Below are 23,343 nucleotides of genomic sequence, written 5' to 3'. Positions count from 1 at the left end.
GCCTGTCCTGGGTCATGGCCGGGCTCGCGACCCACCGGACAGGCCCCAGGCCGGCGGGTCGGGGCGGATCAGGTCTTCGCCGCGGCCTGGAGGGCGGCGCGGAGGTGGCCGTGGGAGTCGGCGAGGAGGCGGGCGGCGGTGGGACCGTCGACCCCGCCGAGGAGGGTGAGGATGGCGTTCTTCACCTCGCCGTCCGTCGCGGCCAGGGCGGACTCGATTTCCGGATCGGTGGCTCCGGTGGCGAGGGCGACGATGCGGCGGGAGCGGGCGCGCAGTTTGTCGTTGGAGGCGCGGACGTCGACCATCAGGTTTCCGTAGGTCTTGCCCAGCCGGATCATGGTGATGGTCGAGAGCATGTTGAGCACCAGCTTCTGGGCGGTGCCGGCCTTCAGACGGGTGGAGCCGGTCAGCAGCTCGGGGCCCACGACGACCTCGATGCCGTGCTCGGCGGCCGCGGCGAGTGCCGAACCGGCGTTGCAGGACAGGCCGATGGTCAGCGCGCCCAGGGCGCGGGCGTGTTCGACGGCCCCGATGGCGTACGGCGTGCGACCGGAGGCGGAGACGCCGACGACGGTGTCCCGCTCGGTCAGGCCGGTGGAGGCCAGGTCCTCGGCGGCGAGTGCCGCGCTGTCCTCGGCGCCCTCCACGGCGGTGACCAGCGCGGACGGGCCGCCCGCGATCAGCCCCAGCACCTCGGACGGGTCGGTGTTGAACGTCGGCGGGCACTCGCTGGCGTCCAGCACCCCGAGCCGTCCCGCCGTACCGGCGCCCGCGTAGATCAGTCGGCCGCCGCGGGACATCCGGGCGGCGGTGGCGTCGATGGCGGCGGCGATCCGTGGGAGCTGCTGGGCGACGGCGGCGGGGACGGTGGCGTCCTCGTCGTTCATCGTGCGGGCGATCTCCAGGGTGGAGCGGCGGTCGATATCGGCGAGCTCGGGCCGGAACGCCTCGGTGGTGAGGGTGTCCAGCTGGGCCCGCAGGTGGGCGTGGTCGGCGGTGGAAGTCATGGCGTGACGGCTCTCTTCGGGCTCGTACGGTTCCGTACGGTGTCGGTGACACGGAGGACTGCGGACGTGGGACGGGCGCCAGCAGCCTGGTCAGCGAGGGGGGCGCGGGGAATGACGGTGCGCCAGTGCCTCGTACGAGGCGGACAGGGCGGGCGCCGCCGTCTCGTACGTACGCTGCGCGACACCTATGAACAGGCAGTCCACGACGAGGAGCTGACTCGTCCTGGACGACATCGCGGCCGGCCGCAGCTCGCTTTCGCGAGCCGTGGAGGTGGTCAGGATGTGATCGGCGTACGACGCGATCTCGCCGTCCGGGCGGCCGGTGATCGCGATGGTCGTGGCGCCGTGGTCGAAGGCGACCCGGAGGGGCTCTATGACGTCCGTGGTCCGCCCGGAGTGGGTGATCGCGATGGCGACATCGCCGGTCCGCATCTGCACGGCGTTCGTCATGGCGAGGTGCGGGTCGGAGTGTGCGTGCGCGATCAGGCCGATGCGCAGCAGCTTCTGGGCGAGGTCCTGGCCGACGAGGTTGGAGGCCCCTATGCCGTACACATCGATGCGGCGGGCGCTGGACAGCGCGCCGACGGCCGCTTCCAGCTGGGTGACGTCCAGCCCGGCCGCGGTGTCGGCGAGACACTGCTGCTCTTCCTGCGCGAGCTTCGTGACGACGTCGACGAGGGAGTCGTCGACCGCTATGTCCGCGGTCACGGCGGGCGCGCCACCGGCCGCCTGCTGCGCGGCGAGCGCGGCGAGCGCGAGGCGGAGATCGCGGTAGCCCGGGTAGCCGAGGAGACGGGAGGTCCGTACGACGGTGGCCTCGCTGGTGCCGGTGCGCTCCGCGAGGCCGGTGACAGTGAGGGCGGCGCAGCCGGCGGGGTCGCCCGCGACGGCCTCGGCCACCCGCTGCATGGAGCGGGTCATCGTCGGCGCGAGAGTGCGGACCTTGGCGGCCAGCGCGGCGGGCGCGGGTGGCGCGGGTGGCGCGGGTGCGGGTCGGGTGTCGAGGGAGACGTCGCTGAAAGTTTCCTTCACGCTGTTACTCACAGTTGAAAAGTAATTTCAGGCCTGTCCCGCGTCAACACCCTGCGTGAGGACCTGTGGACAAGTCGCACGGTCGGACCAGCCTGTGGACAACGGACGGACCGCGTCCGCGATCCGCGCGACAATGGACCGCATGGAGCTGGAACAGGCACTGCATGCCGCACGGGCCCTCGTGCTCGCCGACCTCATGGCGGACGACGTCGCCGACGCCGACATCGTCTCCCTCGTCGAAGACGCGGTCGTCCACCGCCGGTGGTGGGTGGAGCAGTGGCCCGAAGGCGCGGCCTTCGTCGCGGGGCTGATAGCCCAGGACGTCCAGGACGCCCTCCTGGAGCGATACGGCCGCTGGCCGCTGTGTCCCGTGTGCACCGCGTCCGGAGATCCCCACGCGCTCGACGTGGAACCGGAGTTGGGAGCGGACCCGCACTGGGTCTGCCCCAAGACGGCGGTGGCGGTGGCTCCCGTCGGCGAGCTCCGCACCGCCGTGGAAAGCTGACGTGACGATCTATATCGATCCGCCCACCTGGCCCGGCCACGGCCGTTTGTGGTCGCATCTGATCAGCGACGACTCCTTCGACGAGCTGCACCGTTTCGCGGCCGCAGTCGGCGCACCCCGGAGAGTCTTCGAACGCGACCACTACGACCTGCCCGCTGAGCGCTACGGCGATGCGGTGGCCGCCGGAGCGGTGGAGGTCGGCAGCAAGGAACTGCTGCGCCGGCTGACGGCCGCCGGCCTGCGCCGCCCCAAGCACCGCACGGCGCCCCGGAGTAACCCCGAGCCCCGGAGTAACCCCGAGCCCCGGAGTAACCCCGAGGGGCCCCGGACGTAACGGCGCGGCGCCTCTCGCCCCTGGGCCGTACCGGCGCGTCGCCACCGTCGGACCGAGGACGCGCCAGCGCCATGGGCCTTGACGGTGCGCCGTTCCGCACGGGAACAGTGCCCGTGTCGCACGGGACCAGCACCGTACCGAAAGCGGACAGTGCCGAACCGAAAGGGGGAGAGCCTTGTCAGCCAAGGAACCGGTCACCGAGCTCGGACGACACACTGCGTTTCTGCACCGGACCGCACGAGCGCAAGGCCGAGAACCTCGTGCCAACCCGCACTGTGTACTGACCACGTCCACGGCCGACGGCGACGGCCTGCACATCGGCAAAGGGGACGTGAACAGCGCCCGGGTGTGAGCGGTGCACACGGCCACGTCGCACTTCGCGAGAACCCGCCGCCCGTCAGAGCTCCGCGTGTCCCGCCGTGCACCGCCTCTCTCAGTGCTGCTTCGTGCCCTCCGGGGCATGCGCGACGGCCGCCGATGACGCGACGAGCCGGGAACGATGGGTCGCACGGTGCAGCCGGAACGCGACAGCGGTCGTAGCGACGGCGACCGCCGCCAGTGCGGCGCCGGTCCATGCCACCGATGCGTAGCCCCAGCCCGCGCCGATGACCAGGCCGCCCAGCCACGGGCCGAGGGTGTTGCCGATGTTGAAGGCAGCGGTGGTGGTCGCGCCGGCCAGCGTCGGCGCGGCGTTGGCCACGTTGAACATCCGGGCGTTCAGCGCCGGAGCCGTGGCGAACGCCGTGACACCGAGCATCAGCGAGAGCCCGATGGCGGCAACCGGCCTGTGCGCGGTCAGCGCCAGCACGGCCAACACGGTGGTGGACGCCGAGATCCCCACGAACAGCGTCCCGAAGAGGTGCGCATCGGCGAACCGGCCCCCGATGAACGTACCGATCAGCGCGCCGACACCGAAGAGCGCGAGCACCGTCGGCACCCAGCTCTCGGCGAGCCCCGCGGTGTCCGTCAGCAGCGGCGACAGGTAGGAGAAGAGCGCGAAGACCGCCGCGCCGTTCATGGCGGTGGCGGTCAGCGCCAGCCAGACCTGCTTGTCCTTGTAGATGGCCAGTTCGCGGCGCAGCTGCGGCCGGTCGTCGCCGGTCGGCACGGCCGTGAACGGCACCAGGGTGATCACCCCGATCAGGCCGACCACGGCCAGGGCGGCCACCGCCCAGAAGGCCGCGCGCCAGCCCGCGTGCTGCCCGAGCAGCGCGCCTGCCGGGACACCCGCGATGTTCGCGATGCTCAGCCCGCCGACCATGACGGCCATGGCGCGGGCGCGCGCGGACACCGGCACCAGCGAGACGGCGACCGCCGCACCGACCGCCCAGAATCCGGCGCAGGCCAGCGCACTCACCACCCGGGAGACGAACAGCACACCGTACGAGGGCGCCACCGCACCGGCCACCTGCCCGAGCCCGAAGATCGCGAGCAGCGTGATCAGCGTCGTACGGCGCGGCAGCCGCAGCGTCGCCGCGGCCAGGACGGGGGCGCCGACCACCATGCCGATCGCGAACGCCGAGACCAGCAGCCCGGCCTGCGGAATGGAAACCTGCAGGTCACGGGCGAGAGGTTGGAGAATGCCGGAGAGCATGAACTCGCTCGTACCGAGCGCGAAGACGGACAGGCCGAGGATATAGACGGCTATGGGCATGCGGGTGCGTTCGGTAGGAGCTGGCATGACAGCAACCAACAGTGGCGGGACGCCCTTACATTCCCGGTGGGAGTGGTGATCTGGGTGACATTGCTCGGGCGTGGCCGTGCCCAGGTGATTGCGGGGTGAATGCCGGGTGTGTGCCTGGGGGCTCCGGCGATGCCGTCGCGGGCGCCGGGGCTGTGGTCGGGCCGGAGGTTCAGCCGCTCAACAGGTCCAGCTCGGTGGCGAGGTTGCGGCGTGCGGTGTGCTCCCACTGGTCGTAGCCCATGGGGGTCCTGAACAGGCGGGGCAGGGCGAGGAGTTGGCGTAGTACGGCGGACCGGCCGACGGTGAATTCGGGGTCGGGCACGAACGCGTACTCCTCGCGGACCGCGGCGGCGTAGGCCGCGTAACTGTCGGGCGACCCCGCGAGCACGGCGAGGTCGGCGTCGCAGAGCACATCGCCGTCGCGGTCGTCGGGCGCCGGGTCGTGGGTGACCGTGAGCCGCACCAGACGGGCGACCTCCGCCGTACGGGCCGGACCGACGCCCAGCTCGGGCAGGGCGCGTTCGGCGAGTGCGGCGCTGCGCTCCTCGTTCTCGGAGCGGTCCGGGCGGTAGACCGCGTCGTGGAACCAGGCCGCCAGCTGGACGACGGGCAAGTCATCGGCGTAGTCGGCCAGTTCATCGATGCGGTCCAGGACGGCGGTCAGATGGGCGACCGTGTGATAGCGCCGCTGTGGCTCGCTCCACCTCGCCAGGAGGTTGTCCGCGTACGGCGTGGGGTCCGGTCGCGCGGCACCTTCGAGGGCCCGGGAGTCACGGGCTTCAGCCACCGTGGCGGCCCAGCGCCTGCGCAGGTCCGGGGCCGGATCGGCGTTATCCACCACACGGGACACGGAAGTCATACAAATCATTGTGCCTGGGGAAATCTCGAACGCGCGGCGGCGGCCGGAGGCTACTCTGCCAATCAGACGCCACGATCACACACAGTGAGGGAGGGGTGCATGTCCGAGGAGAATTGCGGTGTGCCGGGGGAATCCCGTGAGGTATCCGCGGGAACGCGCGATGCAGCAGGCCGGCCGGTCGGCAGCCACGCGATATGAACTGCGAGGGCTGAGGAGGCGGAGCTGACACCGTACGGATGAGAGCACTGTCCGGCCGGTCAGGCACGGATGAGGACACCGTCGGGCCAGGCCGTGTGCAGCCAGCGCCGTGTCGGGCGGGCCACGTCATCCAACGTCACGTCACCTCACATCCATCGTCACGTCACCTCATATCGGGCCACTTCATGTCTGGGGGCGGTCCCGGCACGAGAGCGCGTCGACCGTTTCGAGGCGCGGTTTGTAGTCGGTCTCCCAGTTGGCGTTGACCTTCGGTATGGACGGCAGCGATGTCGAGAAGTCGTCGCTCCAGGTGTTGTCGGCCAGGTACTCGCGCAGGGCGTCGCGCAGTCGTAGACAGTCCGCTCGATGGCCCTTGTTCATCGCGACTCCGTAGTGGTTGGCGGAGCCGAAGGTGATGCGGGGGACGACCTTGAGATCGGGGTTCTCCTGGGTGAATCCGTAAAGGATCATCTGGTCGGTGGAGACGGCGTCCGCCACCGTGTCCTTGAGGTCTTTGATGCAGGTGGAGGCGTCCGGGGCCTCGTAGACATCGATTCCGTCATACGCCGGACCCTGGAGCGTGGTGGCGGAGGTGGTGCCGGGCCAGGTGCAGACGTGCTTGCCGGAGAGGTCGCGGGGTTGGCGGATCCGGTCGTCGTTCCGGCGGACCATGACGCCCTGGTAGGTGGAGGCGTACGGACCCACGAAGTCCAGCGTCTTCATCCGGTCGACGGTGATCGAGAACGTCGCGACGACCAGGTCCTTCCTCTTCTTGGTCAGCACGATGCTGCGGTCCTCGGACGGGACGATCCCGAAGTCCGGCTCGGCGCCGACCTTTTTGAGGAGCTGCTTGGCGATGGTGATGTCGAAGCCGGAGAACTTGTAGGTGCGGACTACGCCGGTACCGGGCTGGTCGTTCTTCGCGCCGACAGACACCTTGCCGTCCGCGAAAAGCGACTCCGGCGCGGAGGCGCCACAGCCGGTCGCGGTCGTGGTCAGGGCACCGAGTACGAGGAGGGCGGCGGCGGGGAGGGTGCGGCGGTGGTGGGGGAGGGGGCGGGGGGAGGGCCCCCCGGGCTCGCGGTCGCGGTGCGCGGGGCGGGCTGACGTCGCAGCCATCGCCCTCGTCGCTGCTGCCTCAGTCGCCGTTGGTGTCATAAGGGTCCCCGTTCATGGTGTCCGGACGCGGTGCCGCATTGCGCTCTGTCGCTCTGCGCCGCGTCGCTGGTCGTGATCACTCGCCGTGATCACTAGCTCTGATCACTCGTCCCGATCACTTGTCGTGCAGGACCGCGGCCGTCGCCTGGACGTCCATGCGGCAGCCGCGTGCGGTGTGCAGCTTGAGGTGGATACGTACGGTGTTCACCCGCGCGCCCAGGGAGAAGTCGACGGTGCCGCCGGGACGGATCTTCTCCTCCTGGGCCGCGACGCCGGAGGTGAGCAGGGAGACGGTGGCGGTGGTGTCCGCGAGGCAGGTGGGGCCGGCGGGGTCGTGGTCGTCGATGGCCAGCGTCAGCCGTAGGGCGTTACGCGGTTCCTTCAGGGCGGATGCGTCGAGGCGGAGAGTCAGGGTGTCGTTCGCGCCGTCGTCCAGCGGCTGCTTGCCCTCGGTCCGTACCTCACCCGTCACATCGATCTCGCCGTGCGCCTGGATGTTCTGGAACGCCAGCCAGCCGCCGACGGTGGCCAGTACGGAGATGAGCGAGAGGGCGCCGACGACCCGGATGTCGCGCGGTCTGCGGAGGAGCACCCGGGCGGCGGCCGTGACGAGGGACAGCCCGGCCAGTACGAACCACAGGGTGTACTGCCCGGCCGGCCCCCCTGGTTGCTTGCTCCCGGCGATCACCAGCGCGGCGCAGGCCAGCAGAAGGGGCAGCCAGCGCGCGCTGGGGTGCATCACCCACCGGATGATCACGTTCTTGATGTCGTTGGCGGCGATGGAGTGGTCGCCGTGCGTCGTGGGGTTGTTGTGTACGCCGCCACCGTCCCCGGAAGGGGTCATACGCCGTCCTGGGCGCGTCCGCTGCCCCCCATGTGGATGTCGCCGTGGATCTCGACAGCCGCGATGGAGCCCTGACCGGTCGCGGTGGGGGTGTTGTGGACGGTGGTCACGCCGGCGGAGGAGGCGAGCCGGGCGACGTGTTCCACCAGGTGGGAGGCGTCGCGCTGGTTGGCGGGACCGTGCAGCCAGGCGGTCACCGCGGCGGACAGCAGTCGGCGTTCCTGGTCGTCGAGGCGGGCCAGGAGCTCATCGAGGGCGTCGGCGCGTTGTGCATCGAGCAGTGGCTGCGTGGTACTGCCGCCGGTGCCCGTGCCGTCGTCGTCGGCGCTGTCGCGGTGCAGTAGCCGACGGAAGAAGCCCTCGCCGGCCGTCACGGTGTGCTCGGCGAGCCGCTGTTGCGCGGTGGTGATCACGGAGGTGCCCAGGCTGTTCGCCGCCAGGGCGAGATAGGGAGCGATCTCGGCGGACACGGTCGCCAGGTCGGACATCCGGCTCTCCCAACGCTCATGGGTCACGGGCGCAATGCCGTAACACCCTTACAGGAAAGGCGTGTTACCCATGTTGGCTGTGGTCCACACCCACCCCATTGTGGGGTTTTGCGTCGCGCGCGGGCGGTGCTCGGTGGGCTTTTCGGTCGGTTTGTGGTCGTGTCCGGGGGCTATGTGGCATCCGGAGCGTGTGCCGCCCCTTACGCTGGATATTGGACTAGACCTGTTGTCGCCTCCTTAAGGATCGGGGTCACATGAGCAAGCGCGCACTCCTGGAGGTGATCGCGCTCGGCCCGGAGGACGCGGTCGCCGCCCAGGCCGGCGGAGCCGACCGCCTGGAGCTGGTCACCGATATGGAGGCCGACGGGCTCACGCCGTCGCGGGCCACCTTCGCGGCGATCCGGGCGGCCGTCGACATCCCGCTGCGGGTGATGCTGCGCGCCGCCGACGGCTTCGCGTCCGGCGATGTCGCGGCGCTGTGCGCGGACGCCGCGGCGCTGCGGGCGGAGGGCGCGGACGAGTTCGTGCTCGGCTTCCTGACCCCGGACGGACGGCCGGATCTCGACGCCGTACGCGCGCTGGCCGAGGTGATCGACGGCTGCCGCTGGACCTTCCACCGGGCCATTGACCGGGCCGCCGACCGGGACGCGTTGCGCAAGGAACTGGCCGGGCTGACGGAGCCGATGGGCAGGCTTCCCGCGGATGCGGCCGGTCCGGACACGATCCTGACCGCAGGCTCTCCCAGCGGCGTGGACGAGGGGCTGCGGACGCTGCTGGCCGAGCAGGCCCGTACGGCGGCGGGTGAGCCCGGCTACGGGCCCCGCATCCTGGTCGGCGGCGGACTCGGGCTCGGCCATCTGCCGATGCTCCGCGCGGCCGGTATCGACGCGTTCCACATCGGGGGCGCGGCACGCCCCGCCGGGTGGGCTGCCCCGGTGGACGCTGCGGCGGTACGGGAGTGGCGGGAGGCGCTGGATGGGGTGGTGTCGGTGTAGCGGGGGACGGGTGGCGGTGTCACGGGGGCGAGGCGGGCGGCGTAAGGCGGGGTGCGGGGCGGCGCGCCTGAGGGGCAGCGCGTCATGGACGCCGGGCGCTGACCACCGGGCGCTGACCACCGGGCGCTGACCACCGGGCACTGACCACGGGGTTCAGACCGTCGCATTCTGGCCACCGGGTTCAGACCGCCGGGGGACAGGTCGCAGGGGCAGTCACCAGATTCCGACCACCTGGCTCATGCCACCGGGCGCAGCCCACCGGCACCGCTGCCCCGGCAGCCACCCGCCGCTCAACATCCCCCACCCAGCTGCTCCGGCAGCCACCCGCCGCTCAACATCCCCCACCCAGCTGCTCCGGCAGCCACCCGCCGCTCAACATCCCCCACCCAGCTGCTCCGGCAGCCCCGCCGCATGCACCACCGTCAGCCCGGACACCGGCCGGGTCAGGCACACATACAGGCGGCGCAGTCCGGTGCGCTCGTCCGGCTCGCCGTCCACGATCGCCGCCGGCTCGTCCAGCACCACGTAGTCGTACTCCAGGCCCTTGGCCAGTGTGGCGGGCACCAGCGTCAGCCGGGACCCGGCGGAGGTCTCCTCGCCGGGCGCCAGACAGCGCACACCCGCCGTCTCCAGGGCCGCGCGCAGCGCCGGGACGCGGGCGTCGGCCGCGATCAGGCCGATCGAGCCCTCCTGGGCGAGCGCTTCGTCGCAGGCCGCGAGGACGGCAGTGTCCAGGTCGTCCGGCGCGACCCCGCGGACCTCGAAGTGGCCCGCGGACTCACGGATCGAGGTGGCCTCCGTCAGATCGGGGGCGATCGCCGGCAGCAGCCGCGACGCGAACGCGATCACCTCGCGCGGCACCCGGAAGCCCTGCGTCAGCTCCTCGACGGCGGAGTCCGGCTTGCCCAGATGAGCCAGCGTCTCCTCCCACGTGTCCGTCGCCCACGGGGTCGTACCCTGGGCGATGTCCCCGAGGATCGTCGCCGATCCCGTGGAGCAGCGGCGGCCCACCGCCCGGTACTGCATGGGGGAGAGGTCCTGTGCCTCGTCCAGGACCACATGTCCCAGTGACTGCGTGCGCGAGACCAGGTCCATCGTCTCGTCGATCAGCACCGCGTCCGCGACGGACCACTTGGCGCTCTTCACGCTCCGGGGCGGCTTGGCCCACAGGATCGTCTTCTGCTCGTCGGCCGTCAGTATCCCGTCCGCCTGCGCGGCCAGGAAGTCCGCGTCGCTCAGCAGCCGCAGCACCAGCTTCGCCGGATCGACCGGCGGCCACACCGCCTTGACCACGGCCTTCACGGCGGCATTACGGGCCACCGCGTCCTGCACCCGGTCGTCCGGAGCCTCGCCCGCCTGCTCCATCCGCACGAGCACGGCATGCGCGATCCGCTGCGGCAGCGCCTCGCGCGCCGCGGCGTAACGGATCTCCCGATTCATCAACTCCCGTACGAGCTCTTCGAGTTCATACGCCGGTACCCGCCAGCGCCGGGAGCCGCGGACGACCACGCACGGCTCCTGCGGCATCGTGATGTGCGAGCGGACGGCGCGCCGCAGCACCTCCGCCATCCGCGCATCGCCCTTGACCGTCGCCGCGGCCGCCTCGTCCGTCCCGCGTACGTCCACCTGCCCGACGAGATCGTCCACCGTGGCCTGCTTGACCTCCAGCTCGCCCAGGGCCGGCAGCACCTGCTCGATGTAGTGGAGGAAGGAGCGGTTCGGGCCGATGACGAGGGTGCCGGAACGCGCCAGCCGCTCCCGGTGCGTGTACAGCAGATACGCGACACGGTGCAGGCCGACCGCGGTCTTCCCGGTGCCCGGCGCCCCCTGGACGCAGACCGAGCCGCCGATCCCGGCGCGTACGATCTCGTCCTGCTCCGGCTGGATGGTGGCGACGATGTCCCGCATCGGGCCGACGCGCGGGCGCTCGATCTCGGACTGGAGCAGTCGGCTGGATTTCCCCCACTCTCGGCTTCGCTCGAACGGGAGGTGCCCCCACGCCTCGGCGGGGTCGGTGAGGTGTTCGTCCTCGTACGCGGTCAACTCGCCGCCGGAATAACCGAATCGGCGGCGCAGTTTCAGACCCATCGGGTCCTTCTTGGAGGCCCGGTAGAACGGCTGGGATACGGGGGCGCGCCAGTCGATGACCATCGGGTCGCCGTCGGCGTCGTGGACATGGCGCCGCCCGATGTAGAAGTTCTCTCCGGCTGCGCCCTCGGCGAGGTCGATGCCGGGGGCGTGCAGATAGTCCAGGCGGCCGAAGAAGAGCGCGGTGTGGGTGAGGTCGGCGAGCGCCTTGATACGGGCGTCGACCTCGCCCTGGAGGACCTCGGCGTTGACCCAGCTCGCGGTGACGTCGGCGATGTTGAGGGATTCGGCGTCCTTGCGCATGGCACGCAGGGCGGAACGGGACGCGGCGAGATGAGCGCGTTCGGCGCGCAGCGGCGTCGATGAGGGGCGGTGGTCGGGTGACGGGTGGGCGTGCGAGGGCACGGCGTGGCCTCCGGTGGGCCGGCACCACGGCGGGCGCGCCACGGGGAACGCGCACAGCGGGCCGGTTTCGGTGCGTAGAGCTGGTCATCGTGAAGCGAAGGGCCGTCCGGTTTCCGTCCGGTCGGCGGCACTCCCCGACGGGAGGCAGGCAGACGCGCGATTGTAGTCAGCGGCTATGAGGGGCACCAACGGATATTCGACGGCAGGACATGCGCCGGACATCGGCGGGACGGCGTCGTACCTGAGATGGACACCCCGTAGACCCGTCCGTCGCCCTCAGGGGGTGGCGTGGACCCAGGGTCTGACGTCCGGCCGATGAGAGATGGACCCAGGGGCCGATGTGCTGCAATCGCGTGAATTTCATGATGGAGGCATGAGTAGTGCAGCGATTCCTCCAGCCTCGATGCACCCGGTCAAGGGTGCTACCGCCCTGGGCTCCGGCGCCGACCACGGCACGACGTCCGGCCACCCCCACCGCCATCTGGTGGGCAATGCCCTCCGTGCGGTCAAGGTCTTCGCCAAGGCGGCCTTCAGCGTCGCCATCCTGGGCGAGTACGCCGACGACGAATGGCGCCCGGCACCGCCCCAGCGGTCGACACCGTCCCCCCGATCCACCCCCTCCCATCGACCTGCACCGCCCCACCGCCCCGTACAAGGCCGGTGATCCGCACCGGACCGGCGATCCACCTCGGAAGCCGACCCGTATAGCCATCTGCATGACCGGAAACCGTTACGGACACTCGGTCGCGATCCGCTAGCGTCCCCGCAGAGAGCGCGCCCAGACGAAGAGAAGGGGGCCCGGGTGTCTGCCGCCGACGGGACACAGGCGTGGACGTGGAGGCGGAGCTGGGCACAGAGCGTCGCCAGACCGCGCCGTCCGGTGATCGCAGCGGGTCTGCTTGTGGCGTCGTTCGCCGGTCTGTGGCTGCTGCATACGGTCCAGTGGTTCCCGATGCCCGACATAGCCGTCTACCGCGCGGAAGGCGAGGCCGCGCTCACCGGCGGCGATCTCTACGGCTTCACCGTCACCAGGTGGGAACTCCCCGCCACCTACCCGCCCTTCGCCGCTCTCCTCTTCATACCGACGACCTGGGTCTCGCTCAGCACCCTCAAAGTCACCTGTGTTCTCGTCAACGCCGCCCTTCTCGCCCTGCTGATACACCTCTCCTGCAAGGCCGCCGGCCTGCGCAAGGCCGCCTTCGCCGCGCCCACCCTCCTCACCGCCACCGCACTCGGCCTCTGGCTCGAACCGGTCTTCCAGACCTTTGTCTTCGGCCAGATCAACCTCGCCCTGGCCTGCCTGGTCCTGTGGGACCTCACCCGCCCGGACGGCGCCCGGTTCAAGGGCTTCGCCATCGGCATAGCGGCAGGCATCAAGCTCACCCCCGCCCTGTTCGCCGTCTACCTCCTCGTCACCGGCCGGGTGAAGGCCGCCTGCACCGCCCTCGCCGGATTCGCCGTCTCCGTGCTGCTCGGCCTGCTCGTCCTGCCGGACGCGAGCATCGAGTTCTGGACGCGGCGGGTATTCGAGACCGACCGGGTCGGCCTGGTCTGGATCGTCGACAACCAATCCCTCCAGGGCCTGATGGCCCGGGTCCTGCACATTCCCGAGCCGGGCATCGTGTGGGCCGCGTCGGCGCTGCTCGCCGCCATAGCCGGGCTCTGTGTGGCCCGCCGGATCCATGTGCGGCGCGGTCCCGACATCTGGGGCGTGCTCTGCACGGCCGTCACGGCGCTGCTCGTCTCACCGATCAGCTGGTCCCACCACTGGGTCTGGTGTGTTCCGCTGCTGGCCGCGCTCGCCGCACACACCAGGGGTGTCGCCTGGCGCCGGGCTCTGCCGGCCGTCGTCACCCTGGCCTTCACCGCCCGCACCCTGTGGATAGTCCCGCACCGCGGTTACCGCGACCTGCACTTGCCCTGGTGGGAGCAGCCGTTCGCCGCGCCGTACTCCCTGCTGGGCCTGGCGCTCCTGGCAGCGCTGGCGTGGTGGACCCGGCACGGCACCGACGCCTCCCCCGCCCTCGACCACTCAGACGACTCCCACCACGGCGACGACTCCCACCACGGCGACGCCCCCCATCACAGCGACGATTCCCCCCACTCAGCGCACTCCGACGATCGCCGTAACCGCCCCGGCGGTCCCGGCCGGATCCCGCTGCCCCGCGCGGAGGACCGGGCGAGTACGCGGACCCGCGCGAACTGAGCCCGGCCGGCGCGCCCGGCGGGCATACGGCGCGCACGCCCCGCCCCGGCCGTCCGCACGCCCACCCCTAACAGAGATCGTCCGCCCCCAACACGCCCTGCCTCAACACGCCCTGCCCCGACGCGTCCCCCCAACGCACCCAGCCTCAACGCGCTCTCCCCCAACGGGCCATCCCCCGTCCCCTCTCCTACACGTCCCTACACGTCCTCCTCCGCCGACAGCAGCTCGTCCGCATCCACGATCCGGTACGCGTACCCCTGCTCGGACAGGAAGCGCTGGCGGTGCGCCGCGAAGTCCTGGTCGATGGTGTCGCGGGCGACGACCGAGTAGAAGCGGGCCTCGTGGCCGTCGGCCTTCGGGCGCAGGACACGGCCGAGCCGCTGGGCCTCTTCCTGGCGTGAACCGAAGGTGCCGGACACCTGGATCGCGACCGTCGCCTCCGGCAGGTCGATGGAGAAGTTGGCGACCTTGGAGACGACCAGGACGGAGATCTCGCCTTCGCGGAAGGCCCCGAAGAGCTTCTCGCGCTGCGCGTTGGTCGTCTCGCCCTTGATGACCGGGGCGTCCAGATGCTCCCCGAGCTCGTCCAGCTGATCGATGTACTGCCCGATGACCAGCGTCTGCTCGCCCTGGTGCCGGCGGACCAGCGCCTCGGTCACCCGCTGCTTGCTGTCCGTGGTCGCACAGAACCGGTACTTCTCGTCGGTCTCGGCCGTCGCGTACGTCAGCCGCTCCGAGTCGGTCAGATTGACCCGCACCTCGACACAGTCCGCGGGCGCGATGTAACCCTGCGACTCGATCTCCTTCCACGGAGCGTCGAACCGTTTGGGACCGATGAGCGAGAAGACGTCCGACTCGCGCCCGTCCTCACGCACCAGCGTCGCGGTCAGCCCCAGCCGCCTCCGGGCCTGCAGATCGGCGGTGAACTTGAAGACCGGGGCGGGCAGCAGATGCACCTCGTCATAGACGATCAGGCCCCAGTCCCGGGAGTCGAACAGCTCCAGATGCGGATAGACGCCCTTCCGCTTGGTCGTCAGCACCTGGTACGTGGCGATGGTGACCGGCCGGATCTCCTTCCTCGTCCCGCTGTACTCACCGATCTCGTCCTCGGTCAGCGAGGTGCGCCGCACCAGCTCGTGCTTCCACTGCCGGGCGGAGACGGTGTTCGTCACCAAGATCAGTGTGGTGGCCTGGGCCTGGGCCATCGCCCCGGCCCCCACCAGCGTCTTTCCCGCACCGCACGGCAGCACCACGACACCGGAGCCGCCGTGCCAGAAGCCCTCCACGGCCTGCCGCTGATACGGCCGCAGCGCCCAGCCGTCCTCGGCCAGCTCGATGGGGTGCGCCTCACCGTCGACGTAACCGGCGTGGTCCTCGGCCGGCCAGCCGAGCTTGAGCAGCGTCTGCTTGATCTGCCCGCGCTCGGAGGGGTGGACGACCACGCTGTCCGGATCGATCCGCGCCCCGACCAGCGGCTGCACCTTCTTCGACCGCAGGATCTCCTCCAGCACCGGGCGGTCGGTGGTGGTCAGCAGCAGCCCGTGGGTGGGGTGCTTGACGAGGGTGAGCCGTCCGTACCGGGACATCGTCTCGGCGATGTCGATGAGCAGCGCGTGCGGCACGGGGTACCGCGAGAACTGCACCAGCGCGTCCACGACCTGCTCGGCGTCGTGCCCGGCCGCCCGCGCGTTCCACAGCCCGAGGGGTGTCACCCGGTAGGTGTGGATGTGCTCCGGCGCCCGCTCCAGCTCCGCGAAGGGGGCGATGGCCCGACGGCAGGCGTCCGCCAGCTCATGGTCCACCTCCAGCAGCAGCGTCTTGTCGCTCTGGACGATCAAGCAGGACACACATACCTCCGTGGATGGGATCGCCAGGTGACAACGGAAACACCCGAAGCATCTATTCCGGCCCGGGCTCTGCCCCGGGCTCGGCGCCGGAAGGACGTCCCGGCCGGCGCGCCGGGGATGCGCGCCGCTCTCCATGTTCGCCTATAGCGCGAAACCGAGGAAAGCACTTCCCCAGAGCGCCAGGCGTGCGGCTTGTGAGGCGCTGTGCGAAGCACGCGGGTGGAAGATCGTCGCGGTAGCGGAAGACATCGACGTATCAGGCTACTCGCGCGGGCTGGACCGTCCCGGCCTTCATAGGCATGCGCGTCTCCAACGCTCACGAGCACTTGCGCCGGGAAGGCCGCTGGACCGGCGGACGCGTCCCGTACGGCTACCAGGTTGCCCCCAATCCTGACGGGCCGGGGCGCGTCCTCGTGGTGAATCCGGACGAGGCGAAGACAGTCGCAAGATCGCGGAACGGGGCCTGGCGAAGGACTCGCTCATGAAGATCGCAACGGACCTCAGTAAGTCCGACATCCCGTCGCCGGGGCACTCGTCACGTCAGTCGACTGGCAGGCGCAGCGACTCGAAGCAGTGGTACACGACCACGCTCAAGAGCCTGCTCACCAACCCGCAGCTCCTTGGGCAGGTGATCGAGGACGGCAAGCCGATCCTCCGCACGGACGGCCTTCCGCTCGTCACGCGTCCGCCGATCCTGGACATGGACACATGGCACACGTTGCAGGACGAGCTGAAGCGGCGTGCCGGGTCGGGTGAACAACGCCGTCACGGTACGGCCCTGCTCCGCGCCGTTCTGTACTGCGGTGTGTGCCATTCCCGCATGTACACGTACACATCCAAGGGGAAGCTCCGCCACCGCTGCATCGGGCGCCTGAAGCGACGCCAACGCACAGGCGAACAGGGCACGTGTTACGGCCCGTCCGTCCCGGCAGAGCACTCCGAAGCGCACGTGACGGATCTGTTCCCTGAGAAGGCCGGCCGGGCGGAAGTCGTGCGCATGGTGGAGCACGCAGGCGAGGACTTCCGTCCGCAGATCCGGCAGGCCGAGGAAGCGCTCAGCGACCTGGAGAAGGACCGGTACGAGCGTGGCCTGTCCAAGGGGGAGGACGGCGCGAAGCGTTACGCCGACCAGTACGCGAAGTTGGAGGACCGGCTGGCGTCGCTCAAGGACATGCAACGCAACGCCAAGCCTGCCGGGGTGGAAGGGGCTGCTCGGCGGCAGATGTGATCACGTATGACGGGCAGGACTGAGACGGGCGTAGCTCACTGGTAGAGCGACCGATTGTCGATCGGATGGGCGCCGGTTCGATTCCGGCCGGGATCACTTAGAGGTCATCTCTGGTCTATTGAAGTTGGGCAACGCAGGTTCGGCGAATGCAATTCTTCAGAGGGCCGGCGGTCGGCCGGGGAGGCCACCCGCAACCCTGGGCCTGCTATTGACCGCTACCGTTCTCCTGAACCTTCTTGTTCAGGTACTCTGTCAGATTCTTGATGTTCACCAGCTCAATGATGCTTTGGATCCCGCCGGAGATGGTGGTTGGGGTGGCGGCGAGGCCGCGTTCGAGATCCGTGGCGGCTTCGAGGCCGCTCTGGACCTGCTCCTCTGTCAGCAGCCCAGGAGCCGCGTGCTCGACACCACGCTCATCGGACATATTTACTTCCAAAGTGACGCAATCGATCAAACTCTGGTCGATTATGGCCAGTCATCGGATGGGTCAGCCATAAACTGCCATCGAACGGGTGACGGTGACTTGGTCAATACCTGGACGCCGAGGTCCGCCAGAGCATCCTTGATGAAGCGCGCAGCTGCAGTACGTCGTGGCGTACGAGGCAGCATGGCGGCGGGCCAATCCCCACGCGGAGTACCGGCCCGCCTGACGACCACCACGCACCATGGCTGTTTCCCCATCTTCGAGTGCCCGGCAGGCTCTAGCGGATCGCCTCGCGGAGCTATGTCGGGATGCTGGGCTGAACGGGCGCGATATCGCCGAGCGCCGCGGCTGGCACCCGTCCAAGTCATCACGCATCATGCATCACTTCCCAACGTCAGTTTCGGGATTGTGTCGATGCGGCCTGATCGGGAGTGCTGGCCCGTCGAGGGGTTTTGGATCTACGACACGGCGCAGATCAACGTTGAGCTGGTCGCCGGCTGTCTCACGATCACGCAGCCCGGCGAAGTGGCAATGTACGCCGACACATTCGCGGAACTGGCAGAGCTGGCCGTCTACGGCCCGGGCGGGGCCGCGGGCGATGCCTCGCTTCAGCGTGGTGCACGCGTTCTGGCTGCTGTCCTGCTGGTGCCCTCGCTGCTGCCCTTGAAAGCGCGGGGGCGGGAATCGAGCCGGGCCGACGGCACGCCGGCTCGACCGCCCGGTCAGGGCGCGGACTCGTCGGCGAGTTCGGCGACCCCCGTGATCCGGTGCAGCGGATAGGTGCGGACCTCGTCCGAGGTGTGGTCGTAGGCGGTGACGAAGCCGCCCTCGACGCGGACCGGGGCGATGACGCGCTGGCTGGCGGCGCCGTCGGCGTTGACGTAGCCGATCCAGACGGCGGAGCCGGTGAGGGCCGCCGCCTGCATGGTGGCGAGGGTCTCGGCGGAGGTGGTGCGGGGGAGCGCGTCGCCGGCCGGGGCGGCGGCGCGGACATGTTTGCGTTCCGCGGTGGCGGCGAGGTCGCCGGCGCGGATGGCGCGGACGGCCGCTGCGAGGAGGGTGGCGTCGGGGGACGGCGGGCCCTCCGGGACCGGGGTGGGGGCGGTGCGCGGCGGGGTGCGGTAGGAGTCGGCGCGGGCGATCAGGACATCGCCGGAAGCGGTCTCCGCGGCCGGGGCGTAGCCCATCGCCCGTAGGCCGTCCAGGAGTTGGCCGGGCGACGTCTGGGCGGCCAGCACGGTCGGGGCGAGGCGGCGCAGGCCGAGGGCGGCGGCGCGGCGGTCGGCGAGGATCTCGGCGAGCAGCGCGTTGTCGTCGCAGCGGACATACGCGGCGGCCGCGCCGATCCTCAGCCGGCCGTGTTTGCGGGCCACATCGTCGATGAGATAGCTGAGCGGCTGGGGGACCGGGGTGCGGGAGTGGGTGGTGAGGAAGTCCTGGAGTTCGGCGGCGGTACGGCCGGTGTCCAGGGCACGGCGTACGGAGGCGGGGGTGAAGCGGTAGACCGTCGCGCCGCCCTTGGACTCGACGTCGGCGAGTACGCCGAGCGCCTCGGCGAGCGGGCGGCGCAGCGGGCCGGGGGCGACCGCCGTCAAGTCCGCCTGGAGCAGGACGTGGTCGAGGGGTTCGGGGAGGTGGGGGGCCAGGAGGGCGGCGGCGCGCGCAGCCGCCGTCTGTGTTTCGGCGGGGGTGGGGATCGCGGCGGCCGGTTCCGTGTCGACGAGGGCGCGGCCATGGGTGGCCAGCGCGCCGCGTCCGGTCACACCCAGCAACTCGGCCTCGGTGAGCGTCCATTGGGCGAGGCGGGAGCGCAGGTCGGAGTCCGGGGCGGGCGGGGTTTCCGAGGCGTCGGCTGCCGGAGTTGCTCCCCGCAGGGGGCGTTCCCAGCTCAGCCGGTCGAGGACGGCCTGGTCCGGTACGGACGCGCCGGGAGGGAGAGTGGCCAGGAGCGCGAGGGTGCGTCGGCGGACCTCGGGGGCGGGGGAGCGGTCGAGGTGCGGACCGAGGGCGGCGAGGGCGCGGCCCTTCGGGTCGGCGCTGCCGACCAGGCCCGGCGTACGGGTCGCGGGCAGCCATCCGGCCACCAGCGTGGCCCAGCGCTCGTGGTCGGGCAGCTCCAGCCACTCCTCGGCGGCGGGCGTGGCCGCGTACCGTTCGTCGGCCTCGCCGTCGGAGGCCAGCAGGCCCGCCGCATAGGTGAGTTCGAGCCAGAAGGCGGCCAGCTGCTCCGTGGTGTCGAGGGCGGCGGCGGTCCGCTTGAGGTCGCGGACGCTCATGCCGCCGGCGCGCAGTACCGGCGGCCCGCCGAGGTCCCATTCCTTGAGCAGTTCCTCGACGGTCGCGAGCGCGGTGAACGCCTGGCCCGCGGCGGCGTTGTCCACAAGGTGTGGATCGCGTTCCGTGAGCGGGGCGAGGGCGGGCGGCACCGGCTCGGGCGTGCGGTGCGCCCGCCCCGCCCGCAGATGGAGGGCCGCTTCCCGGGGCAGTACGACATTGCGCGCGCCCGCCGGGAGCAGCAGTCCGCGGTCGAGCAGCCACTGCAGATGCGGGGCCGGGCGGTCGGTGACGCCGCCGTACGGCGGGCCCCAGCGCAGCTTGTCGAGAACGGCGACGGACTCGGCGGGGGCGGTGTCGAGCAGCGCCGTCATCCGGGCGCGGTCGGCGAAGAGGGCGGTGAGCGCGGCCACCGCGGTGACCGGGTCGTGGGTGGGGGGCAGCCCGGCCGTGGCGAGGATGTCCTGCAGCCGCCCGGGGGACATCCCGGCCGTGGCCTCGGCGACGGTCGGGCCCAGGCCGGTGGGGGACGGATGGGTGGCACTGGGGGTGAGCAGCTCACGGGCCGTACGCACCAGCCGCAGCCGGTCGTCGGGGCCCCAGACCAGCGCCTGCGCACGCAGCTCGGCCACCGCCCGGGGCAGCTCCGCGGCGACCGCCTCGTCCCCGGCGTCACCGGCCATCAGCGCGCCGAGCGTCTCGTACGGGCAGGGGTCGGGCCCCACCGCCAGCGCCTCCGCGGTCTGCAGCGCGAACCGGTCGAGCCGCTCCACCGCGCGGACGACGGACGCCCGCGTCCCGGCGCGGGTCGCCAGCTGCGTGACATCCCCGGGCACCGGACTGAGCAGATCCGGCCGGGCCCGCAGCAGCCCGACCAGCCCGCTGTCGCTGCGGGTCCTGAGCTCGTCGGCGAGGGTGCGGGGTGGTGGGGCGGTCATCCGTCTTACGGTACCGCCATGCTTGGCGGTGGCCGACTGGGTTGCCCGTCGTTTTCGTCTGTCCCGCCGTCCGCTGCGCTTTGCCTGCGCCCCACGTGCGCTCTGCCTGCGCCCCACGTTGTCGGCTTTCCCGCCGTGCGAGGTTCGCTGCGCTTCGCGTGAGCCGACAATCTTGGCTGTCCCGCCGTGGGGGTTCGCCTGCGGCGGGCCTGCGCCGACGTTTTTGGCTGTCCCGCCGTTGCATCTGCGGCCCTCCGCTGCGCTTTGCCTGAGCCGACATCCTCGGCTGTCCCGCCGTTGCACCTGCGGCGAGCTGTTGCCGCTGCGCGGGGCTGTTCGGCAGCGGTGCCGGACCTCCGGACTCCGTCCTGCGGTCCAGCACCTCCCGAGGGGGTGGGGAGAAGAGGGGTGGGGGTACACGTAGTCGGTCGTGTGCACCGTGTGGACGCGGACACAGGCACCCGACAGGCGACATGTGCCCCACCGGCCTCTTTCCACCCACCGTCGGGAGGGGACGGGCCGCAGGACGGAGTCCGGAGGCCCGTCCCCGCACCCGAAAGACAACGCCCGCCGCAGGCGCAACGGCGGGACAGCCAAAGCGTCGGCTCAGGCAAGCGCAGCGGACACCCACGCCCGCCGCTGGCGCGACGGCGGGACAGCCAAGGCGTCGGCTGAGGCGAAGCGCAGCGGACCCCCACGGCCGGGCGGTCGACAACGGCGCGGTCCGCCGCGAGCGCAAACCACAACGGCGGGACAGCCGAAAACGGTGAGCAAGCAAGACGGCTTGGCCAAGCGCAGCGCGATAGCGTCATCCCTGTGGGGATCGAGAGTGATCAGCTCGTCTTTGACTATTTGAGCCGGGTGGGCGACCTGGCACAGCAGCGGGGGCTGCCGTCTGCCACCCGTATGCGGCTGGTGGCCCGGTTGCGGGCCGAGATCGATGCGCAGCAGGTCGACTCCGTGTCGGGTGTGAAGCGGATGCTGGCGCGTCTGGGGACGCCGGAGGCGGTGGTGGCGGCCGCCGTGGGCGGGGACGGCAGGGAGGCGGGAGGGGATGACGGGCCCTCCGTGCCGCTCTTTCCGCGGCCCGGTGCCCGCGACCGGCTCAGCGGCCTGTCCTGGCGCAGTGGGCTGAGCGGCCTGGTGCCGGCGCCGCGGGACGGCCTGGGTCGGGGGCCGGCCGGCGGGCCCGGCTCCAACGGTAGGCCCGGCTTTTTCCAGAAGGGCCGCACCGGGCGGTTCGATGCGGTCGATGCCCCGGATGTCCCGGAGATGACCGCCTCCCCGCCGCATCTTGCGGGCCCGGAGGAGCTGGGGGACGCGGACGACTCGCTCGACTGGTGGCGGGTGGAGCCGGAGCCGTTCGGGCCGGGCGAGGCCGTGCCCGGGTTCGTCGGCGGGATCGAGATCCCGGAGATGTGGGAGCGGCCGAAGGGTGACGGTCCGTCCCTGGAGAAGGGCGGCACGGCGGAGAGCGACGGGGACGAGGAGCCGGACCCCGAGGGCGTGGCGGACGAAAGGCGCGGCGTGCGCGGGATGCTGCGCCGGGCCCTCGCCCGTCCGGCCGCGCAGGCCGAAGACGAGGACGCCGCCGAGGAGGAAGAGGCCGCGGCGGAGCAGCCGGCTCGGCCGCCGCTCAGTCCGGTGGTGACACTGGCTGTTCTGCTGTTGGTCGCGGGGGCGGTGCTGGGGTCGTGGATCGCGCTGGCGGCGGGCTGGCTGCTGGCGTATGCGTCGCGGCGGTTGAGCCGGGGGGAGGCGAAGTTCGCGGCGATGGGTGTGCCGGGGGTCGTCGTCGGCGGTCTGTTGGTGTGGTTGTGGGGCCGGTTCGACGGACGGTGGGGTGAGCCGATCGCCGAGGGGCGGTTGGGGCAGGAGCTGCTCGACGGGCTGCCGGGGATGGTGCGGGTCGCGGCCATCGCCTCGGCGCTGTTCCTGGTGTGGCGGATGAGGCGATGGCCGCGGGGCTGAGCGGCCGAGGAAGCCCCGGCGTCAGCTCACTGGGTCAACTCACTGTGTGAGGCCGCTTCTTCACGGGCTCACTTCTTCGCCAGCCGCTCCTGCACCCCGTCCAGGATCTTGTCGGCCGCCGTGTAGCCGATGCCCATCAGCGAGGTCTCGTCGTCCACGCGGTGGGTCTGGCCGTTCTTGACGGCGGACATGTTCTGCCACAGGGGGCCGCCGGTGACCTTGCTCTCGCGGGACTTCTCCTTGCTCCCGTAGGAGGTGTAGAAGATGACGTCGGCTTCGGCCTTGTTGATCTGTTCCGGGCTGACCTCGACCATCAGCCCGTCCTCGGCGCCCTTCACGAAGTCCGTCGGGGCCAGGCCCGCGTACGTGAGGACGGAGGTCGCAGAGCTCTCGCAGCCGTAGACGCGGGCCCGCGCCCTCCATGAAACGGACCACGTTGGCGGTGATGTTCTTGGTGCCGTGCCGGAGTTGCCGCTGAGGGCCTTCTTGATCTTCTCGGCGTGTGCCTTGTAGGCCGCGACCACCTTCTTCGCCTCGCGGAGCTTGCTGGTCGGGATCAATCGGGCTTGAGGGCGGCCACCGCCTCCAGGTTGGGGCGGCGATGGTGCAGGCGCCGGCCGCCGGAGAGTTCGTCCACTGCCCGGTCGGCCAGCGGCACCACGTCCGTCGCCGGTCGGCACCCCGCACAGCATCCCGCTGGACCTGACCGGGCCCAGCGCCACCCGTGACGGGCGCCTGCGCCCGGCTGTCAGCGAACTGATCCACCTCGCGGGCGCGACGGCGAGCGAGAGCAGCACCATGAGCAGCAGGGCCAGTATCGCCGCCGTGGTCAGCACCAGCCGGCGGCTGTGCGTCCAG

General features: G+C 71.0%; 19 protein-coding genes and 1 pseudogene. 8 read left to right on the top strand and 12 right to left on the bottom strand.

What is annotated here, in order from left to right:
• Positions 1 to 68 precede the first annotated feature (68 nt).
• Both murQ and K9S39_RS18615 read right to left on the bottom strand, forming a co-directional pair.
• Positions 69 to 1,007: an N-acetylmuramic acid 6-phosphate etherase gene (murQ, locus tag K9S39_RS18620; protein WP_248864491.1), complete on the bottom strand. Its 939-nt coding sequence runs from the start codon at positions 1,005 to 1,007 to the stop codon at positions 69 to 71.
• Between the two features lie 90 nt (positions 1,008 to 1,097).
• A complete protein-coding gene (locus K9S39_RS18615) occupies positions 1,098 to 2,051 on the bottom strand; it encodes a MurR/RpiR family transcriptional regulator (RefSeq protein WP_406707968.1) in 954 nt (317 codons plus the stop codon).
• Positions 2,052 to 2,172: 121 nt separating this feature from the next.
• On the opposite strand from K9S39_RS18615, the gene K9S39_RS18610 reads away from it, so the two are divergent.
• Positions 2,173 to 2,544, top strand: a complete 372-nt coding sequence (locus tag K9S39_RS18610) for a hypothetical protein (protein WP_248868855.1) — start codon at positions 2,173 to 2,175, stop codon at positions 2,542 to 2,544.
• A 1-nt stretch (position 2,545) separates the two neighbouring features.
• Positions 2,546 to 2,878, top strand: a complete 333-nt coding sequence (locus tag K9S39_RS18605) for a DUF4031 domain-containing protein (protein WP_248864489.1) — start codon at positions 2,546 to 2,548, stop codon at positions 2,876 to 2,878.
• Positions 2,879 to 3,311: 433 nt separating this feature from the next.
• Here the strand turns inward: K9S39_RS18605 and K9S39_RS18600 are convergent, their stop codons facing one another.
• The 5 genes from K9S39_RS18600 to K9S39_RS18580 all read right to left on the bottom strand — a co-directional run bounded on the left by K9S39_RS18600 (position 3,312) and on the right by K9S39_RS18580 (position 8,136).
• Positions 3,312 to 4,559 (bottom strand): Cmx/CmrA family chloramphenicol efflux MFS transporter, encoded by a 1,248-nt coding sequence (locus K9S39_RS18600; protein ID WP_248864488.1) that lies wholly within the window; start codon positions 4,557 to 4,559, stop codon positions 3,312 to 3,314.
• Positions 4,560 to 4,731: 172 nt separating this feature from the next.
• On the bottom strand, positions 4,732 to 5,421 hold the full coding sequence (locus K9S39_RS18595; protein ID WP_248864487.1) for an HD domain-containing protein: 690 nt from the start codon (positions 5,419 to 5,421) through the stop codon (positions 4,732 to 4,734).
• Between the two features lie 381 nt (positions 5,422 to 5,802).
• The gene (locus tag K9S39_RS18590) at positions 5,803 to 6,738 is read right to left on the bottom strand and encodes a transporter substrate-binding domain-containing protein (RefSeq protein WP_248864486.1); all 936 of its coding nucleotides are present in this window, start codon (positions 6,736 to 6,738) and stop codon (positions 5,803 to 5,805) included.
• Between the two features lie 154 nt (positions 6,739 to 6,892).
• Entirely contained in the window at positions 6,893 to 7,621 is a 729-nt protein-coding gene (locus K9S39_RS18585; protein ID WP_248864485.1) for a hypothetical protein, read from the bottom strand.
• Entirely contained in the window at positions 7,618 to 8,136 is a 519-nt protein-coding gene (locus K9S39_RS18580) for a hypothetical protein (protein WP_248864484.1), read from the bottom strand. Before K9S39_RS18580 ends, K9S39_RS18585 begins: the two co-directional genes overlap by 4 nt.
• A gap of 227 nt (positions 8,137 to 8,363) precedes the next feature.
• Here K9S39_RS18580 and K9S39_RS18575 point away from each other — a divergent pair, with 227 nt between their 5' ends.
• Positions 8,364 to 9,104, top strand: a complete 741-nt coding sequence (locus tag K9S39_RS18575) for a copper homeostasis protein CutC (RefSeq protein ID WP_248864483.1) — start codon at positions 8,364 to 8,366, stop codon at positions 9,102 to 9,104.
• A gap of 372 nt (positions 9,105 to 9,476) precedes the next feature.
• On the opposite strand, the gene K9S39_RS18570 is transcribed toward K9S39_RS18575, so the two are convergent.
• Positions 9,477 to 11,597, bottom strand: a complete 2,121-nt coding sequence (locus K9S39_RS18570; protein ID WP_248864482.1) for a HelD family protein — start codon at positions 11,595 to 11,597, stop codon at positions 9,477 to 9,479.
• A gap of 373 nt (positions 11,598 to 11,970) precedes the next feature.
• Here K9S39_RS18570 and K9S39_RS18565 point away from each other — a divergent pair, with 373 nt between their 5' ends.
• Entirely contained in the window at positions 11,971 to 12,261 is a 291-nt protein-coding gene (locus K9S39_RS18565) for a hypothetical protein (protein ID WP_319949563.1), read from the top strand.
• Between the two features lie 138 nt (positions 12,262 to 12,399).
• Positions 12,400 to 13,803 carry a glycosyltransferase 87 family protein gene (locus tag K9S39_RS18560; protein WP_248864481.1) on the top strand — a complete coding sequence of 468 codons (1,404 nt, stop codon included), beginning with the start codon at positions 12,400 to 12,402 and terminating at the stop codon, positions 13,801 to 13,803.
• Positions 13,804 to 14,000: 197 nt separating this feature from the next.
• Here K9S39_RS18560 and K9S39_RS18555 read toward each other — a convergent pair whose 3' ends face one another.
• Complete coding sequence (locus K9S39_RS18555; RefSeq protein ID WP_248864480.1) at positions 14,001 to 15,650, bottom strand: DNA repair helicase XPB; 1,650 nt, start codon at positions 15,648 to 15,650, stop codon at positions 14,001 to 14,003.
• Between the two features lie 448 nt (positions 15,651 to 16,098).
• Between K9S39_RS18555 and K9S39_RS18550 the strand changes: the two genes are divergently transcribed.
• Complete coding sequence (locus tag K9S39_RS18550) at positions 16,099 to 16,878, top strand: recombinase family protein (RefSeq protein WP_283113507.1); 780 nt, start codon at positions 16,099 to 16,101, stop codon at positions 16,876 to 16,878.
• Between the two features lie 205 nt (positions 16,879 to 17,083).
• On the opposite strand, the gene K9S39_RS18545 is transcribed toward K9S39_RS18550, so the two are convergent.
• Complete coding sequence (locus tag K9S39_RS18545; protein ID WP_248864478.1) at positions 17,084 to 17,302, bottom strand: hypothetical protein; 219 nt, start codon at positions 17,300 to 17,302, stop codon at positions 17,084 to 17,086.
• Between the two features lie 378 nt (positions 17,303 to 17,680).
• Here K9S39_RS18545 and K9S39_RS18540 point away from each other — a divergent pair.
• Positions 17,681 to 17,881 (top strand): annotated as a pseudogene (locus K9S39_RS18540) (transcriptional regulator); the annotation flags it as partial.
• 143 nt (positions 17,882 to 18,024) lie between these two features.
• Here the strand turns inward: K9S39_RS18540 and K9S39_RS18535 are convergent.
• Positions 18,025 to 20,514 carry a helicase C-terminal domain-containing protein gene (locus K9S39_RS18535; protein WP_248864477.1) on the bottom strand — a complete coding sequence of 830 codons (2,490 nt, stop codon included), beginning with the start codon at positions 20,512 to 20,514 and terminating at the stop codon, positions 18,025 to 18,027.
• 816 nt (positions 20,515 to 21,330) lie between these two features.
• Between K9S39_RS18535 and K9S39_RS18530 the strand changes: the two genes are divergently transcribed.
• Entirely contained in the window at positions 21,331 to 22,485 is a 1,155-nt protein-coding gene (locus tag K9S39_RS18530; protein ID WP_248864476.1) for an ICP22 family protein, read from the top strand.
• Positions 22,486 to 22,553: 68 nt separating this feature from the next.
• Here the strand turns inward: K9S39_RS18530 and K9S39_RS18525 are convergent, their stop codons facing one another.
• Complete coding sequence (locus K9S39_RS18525; protein WP_248864475.1) at positions 22,554 to 23,045, bottom strand: ABC transporter substrate-binding protein; 492 nt, start codon at positions 23,043 to 23,045, stop codon at positions 22,554 to 22,556.
• Positions 23,046 to 23,343: the final 298 nt, after the last annotated feature.

Origin of the sequence: Streptomyces halobius, from assembly GCF_023277745.1 — a bacterium.
GTDB lineage: Bacteria > Actinomycetota > Actinomycetes > Streptomycetales > Streptomycetaceae > Streptomyces > Streptomyces halobius.
Note: the sequence above shows the minus strand (reverse complement) of the source record. Positions and strands in the feature narration are given on the sequence as shown.

Excerpts from the sequence above, each read along its gene's own strand:
- K9S39_RS18565 (WP_319949563.1), top strand. The coding sequence starts at position 11,971 with ATGAGTAGTGCAGCGATTCCTCCAGCCTCGATGCACCCGGTCAAGGGT.
- K9S39_RS18535 (WP_248864477.1), bottom strand. The coding sequence starts at position 20,514 with ATGACCGCCCCACCACCCCGCACCCTCGCCGACGAGCTCAGGACCCGC.
- K9S39_RS18590 (WP_248864486.1), bottom strand. The coding sequence starts at position 6,738 with ATGGCTGCGACGTCAGCCCGCCCCGCGCACCGCGACCGCGAGCCCGGG.
- K9S39_RS18545 (WP_248864478.1), bottom strand. The coding sequence starts at position 17,302 with ATGTCCGATGAGCGTGGTGTCGAGCACGCGGCTCCTGGGCTGCTGACA.
- K9S39_RS18585 (WP_248864485.1), bottom strand. The coding sequence starts at position 7,621 with ATGACCCCTTCCGGGGACGGTGGCGGCGTACACAACAACCCCACGACG.
- K9S39_RS18595 (WP_248864487.1), bottom strand. The coding sequence starts at position 5,421 with ATGACTTCCGTGTCCCGTGTGGTGGATAACGCCGATCCGGCCCCGGAC.
- K9S39_RS18610 (WP_248868855.1), top strand. The coding sequence starts at position 2,173 with ATGGACCGCATGGAGCTGGAACAGGCACTGCATGCCGCACGGGCCCTC.
- murQ (WP_248864491.1), bottom strand. The coding sequence starts at position 1,007 with ATGACTTCCACCGCCGACCACGCCCACCTGCGGGCCCAGCTGGACACC.
- K9S39_RS18575 (WP_248864483.1), top strand. The coding sequence starts at position 8,364 with ATGAGCAAGCGCGCACTCCTGGAGGTGATCGCGCTCGGCCCGGAGGAC.
- K9S39_RS18600 (WP_248864488.1), bottom strand. The coding sequence starts at position 4,559 with ATGCCAGCTCCTACCGAACGCACCCGCATGCCCATAGCCGTCTATATC.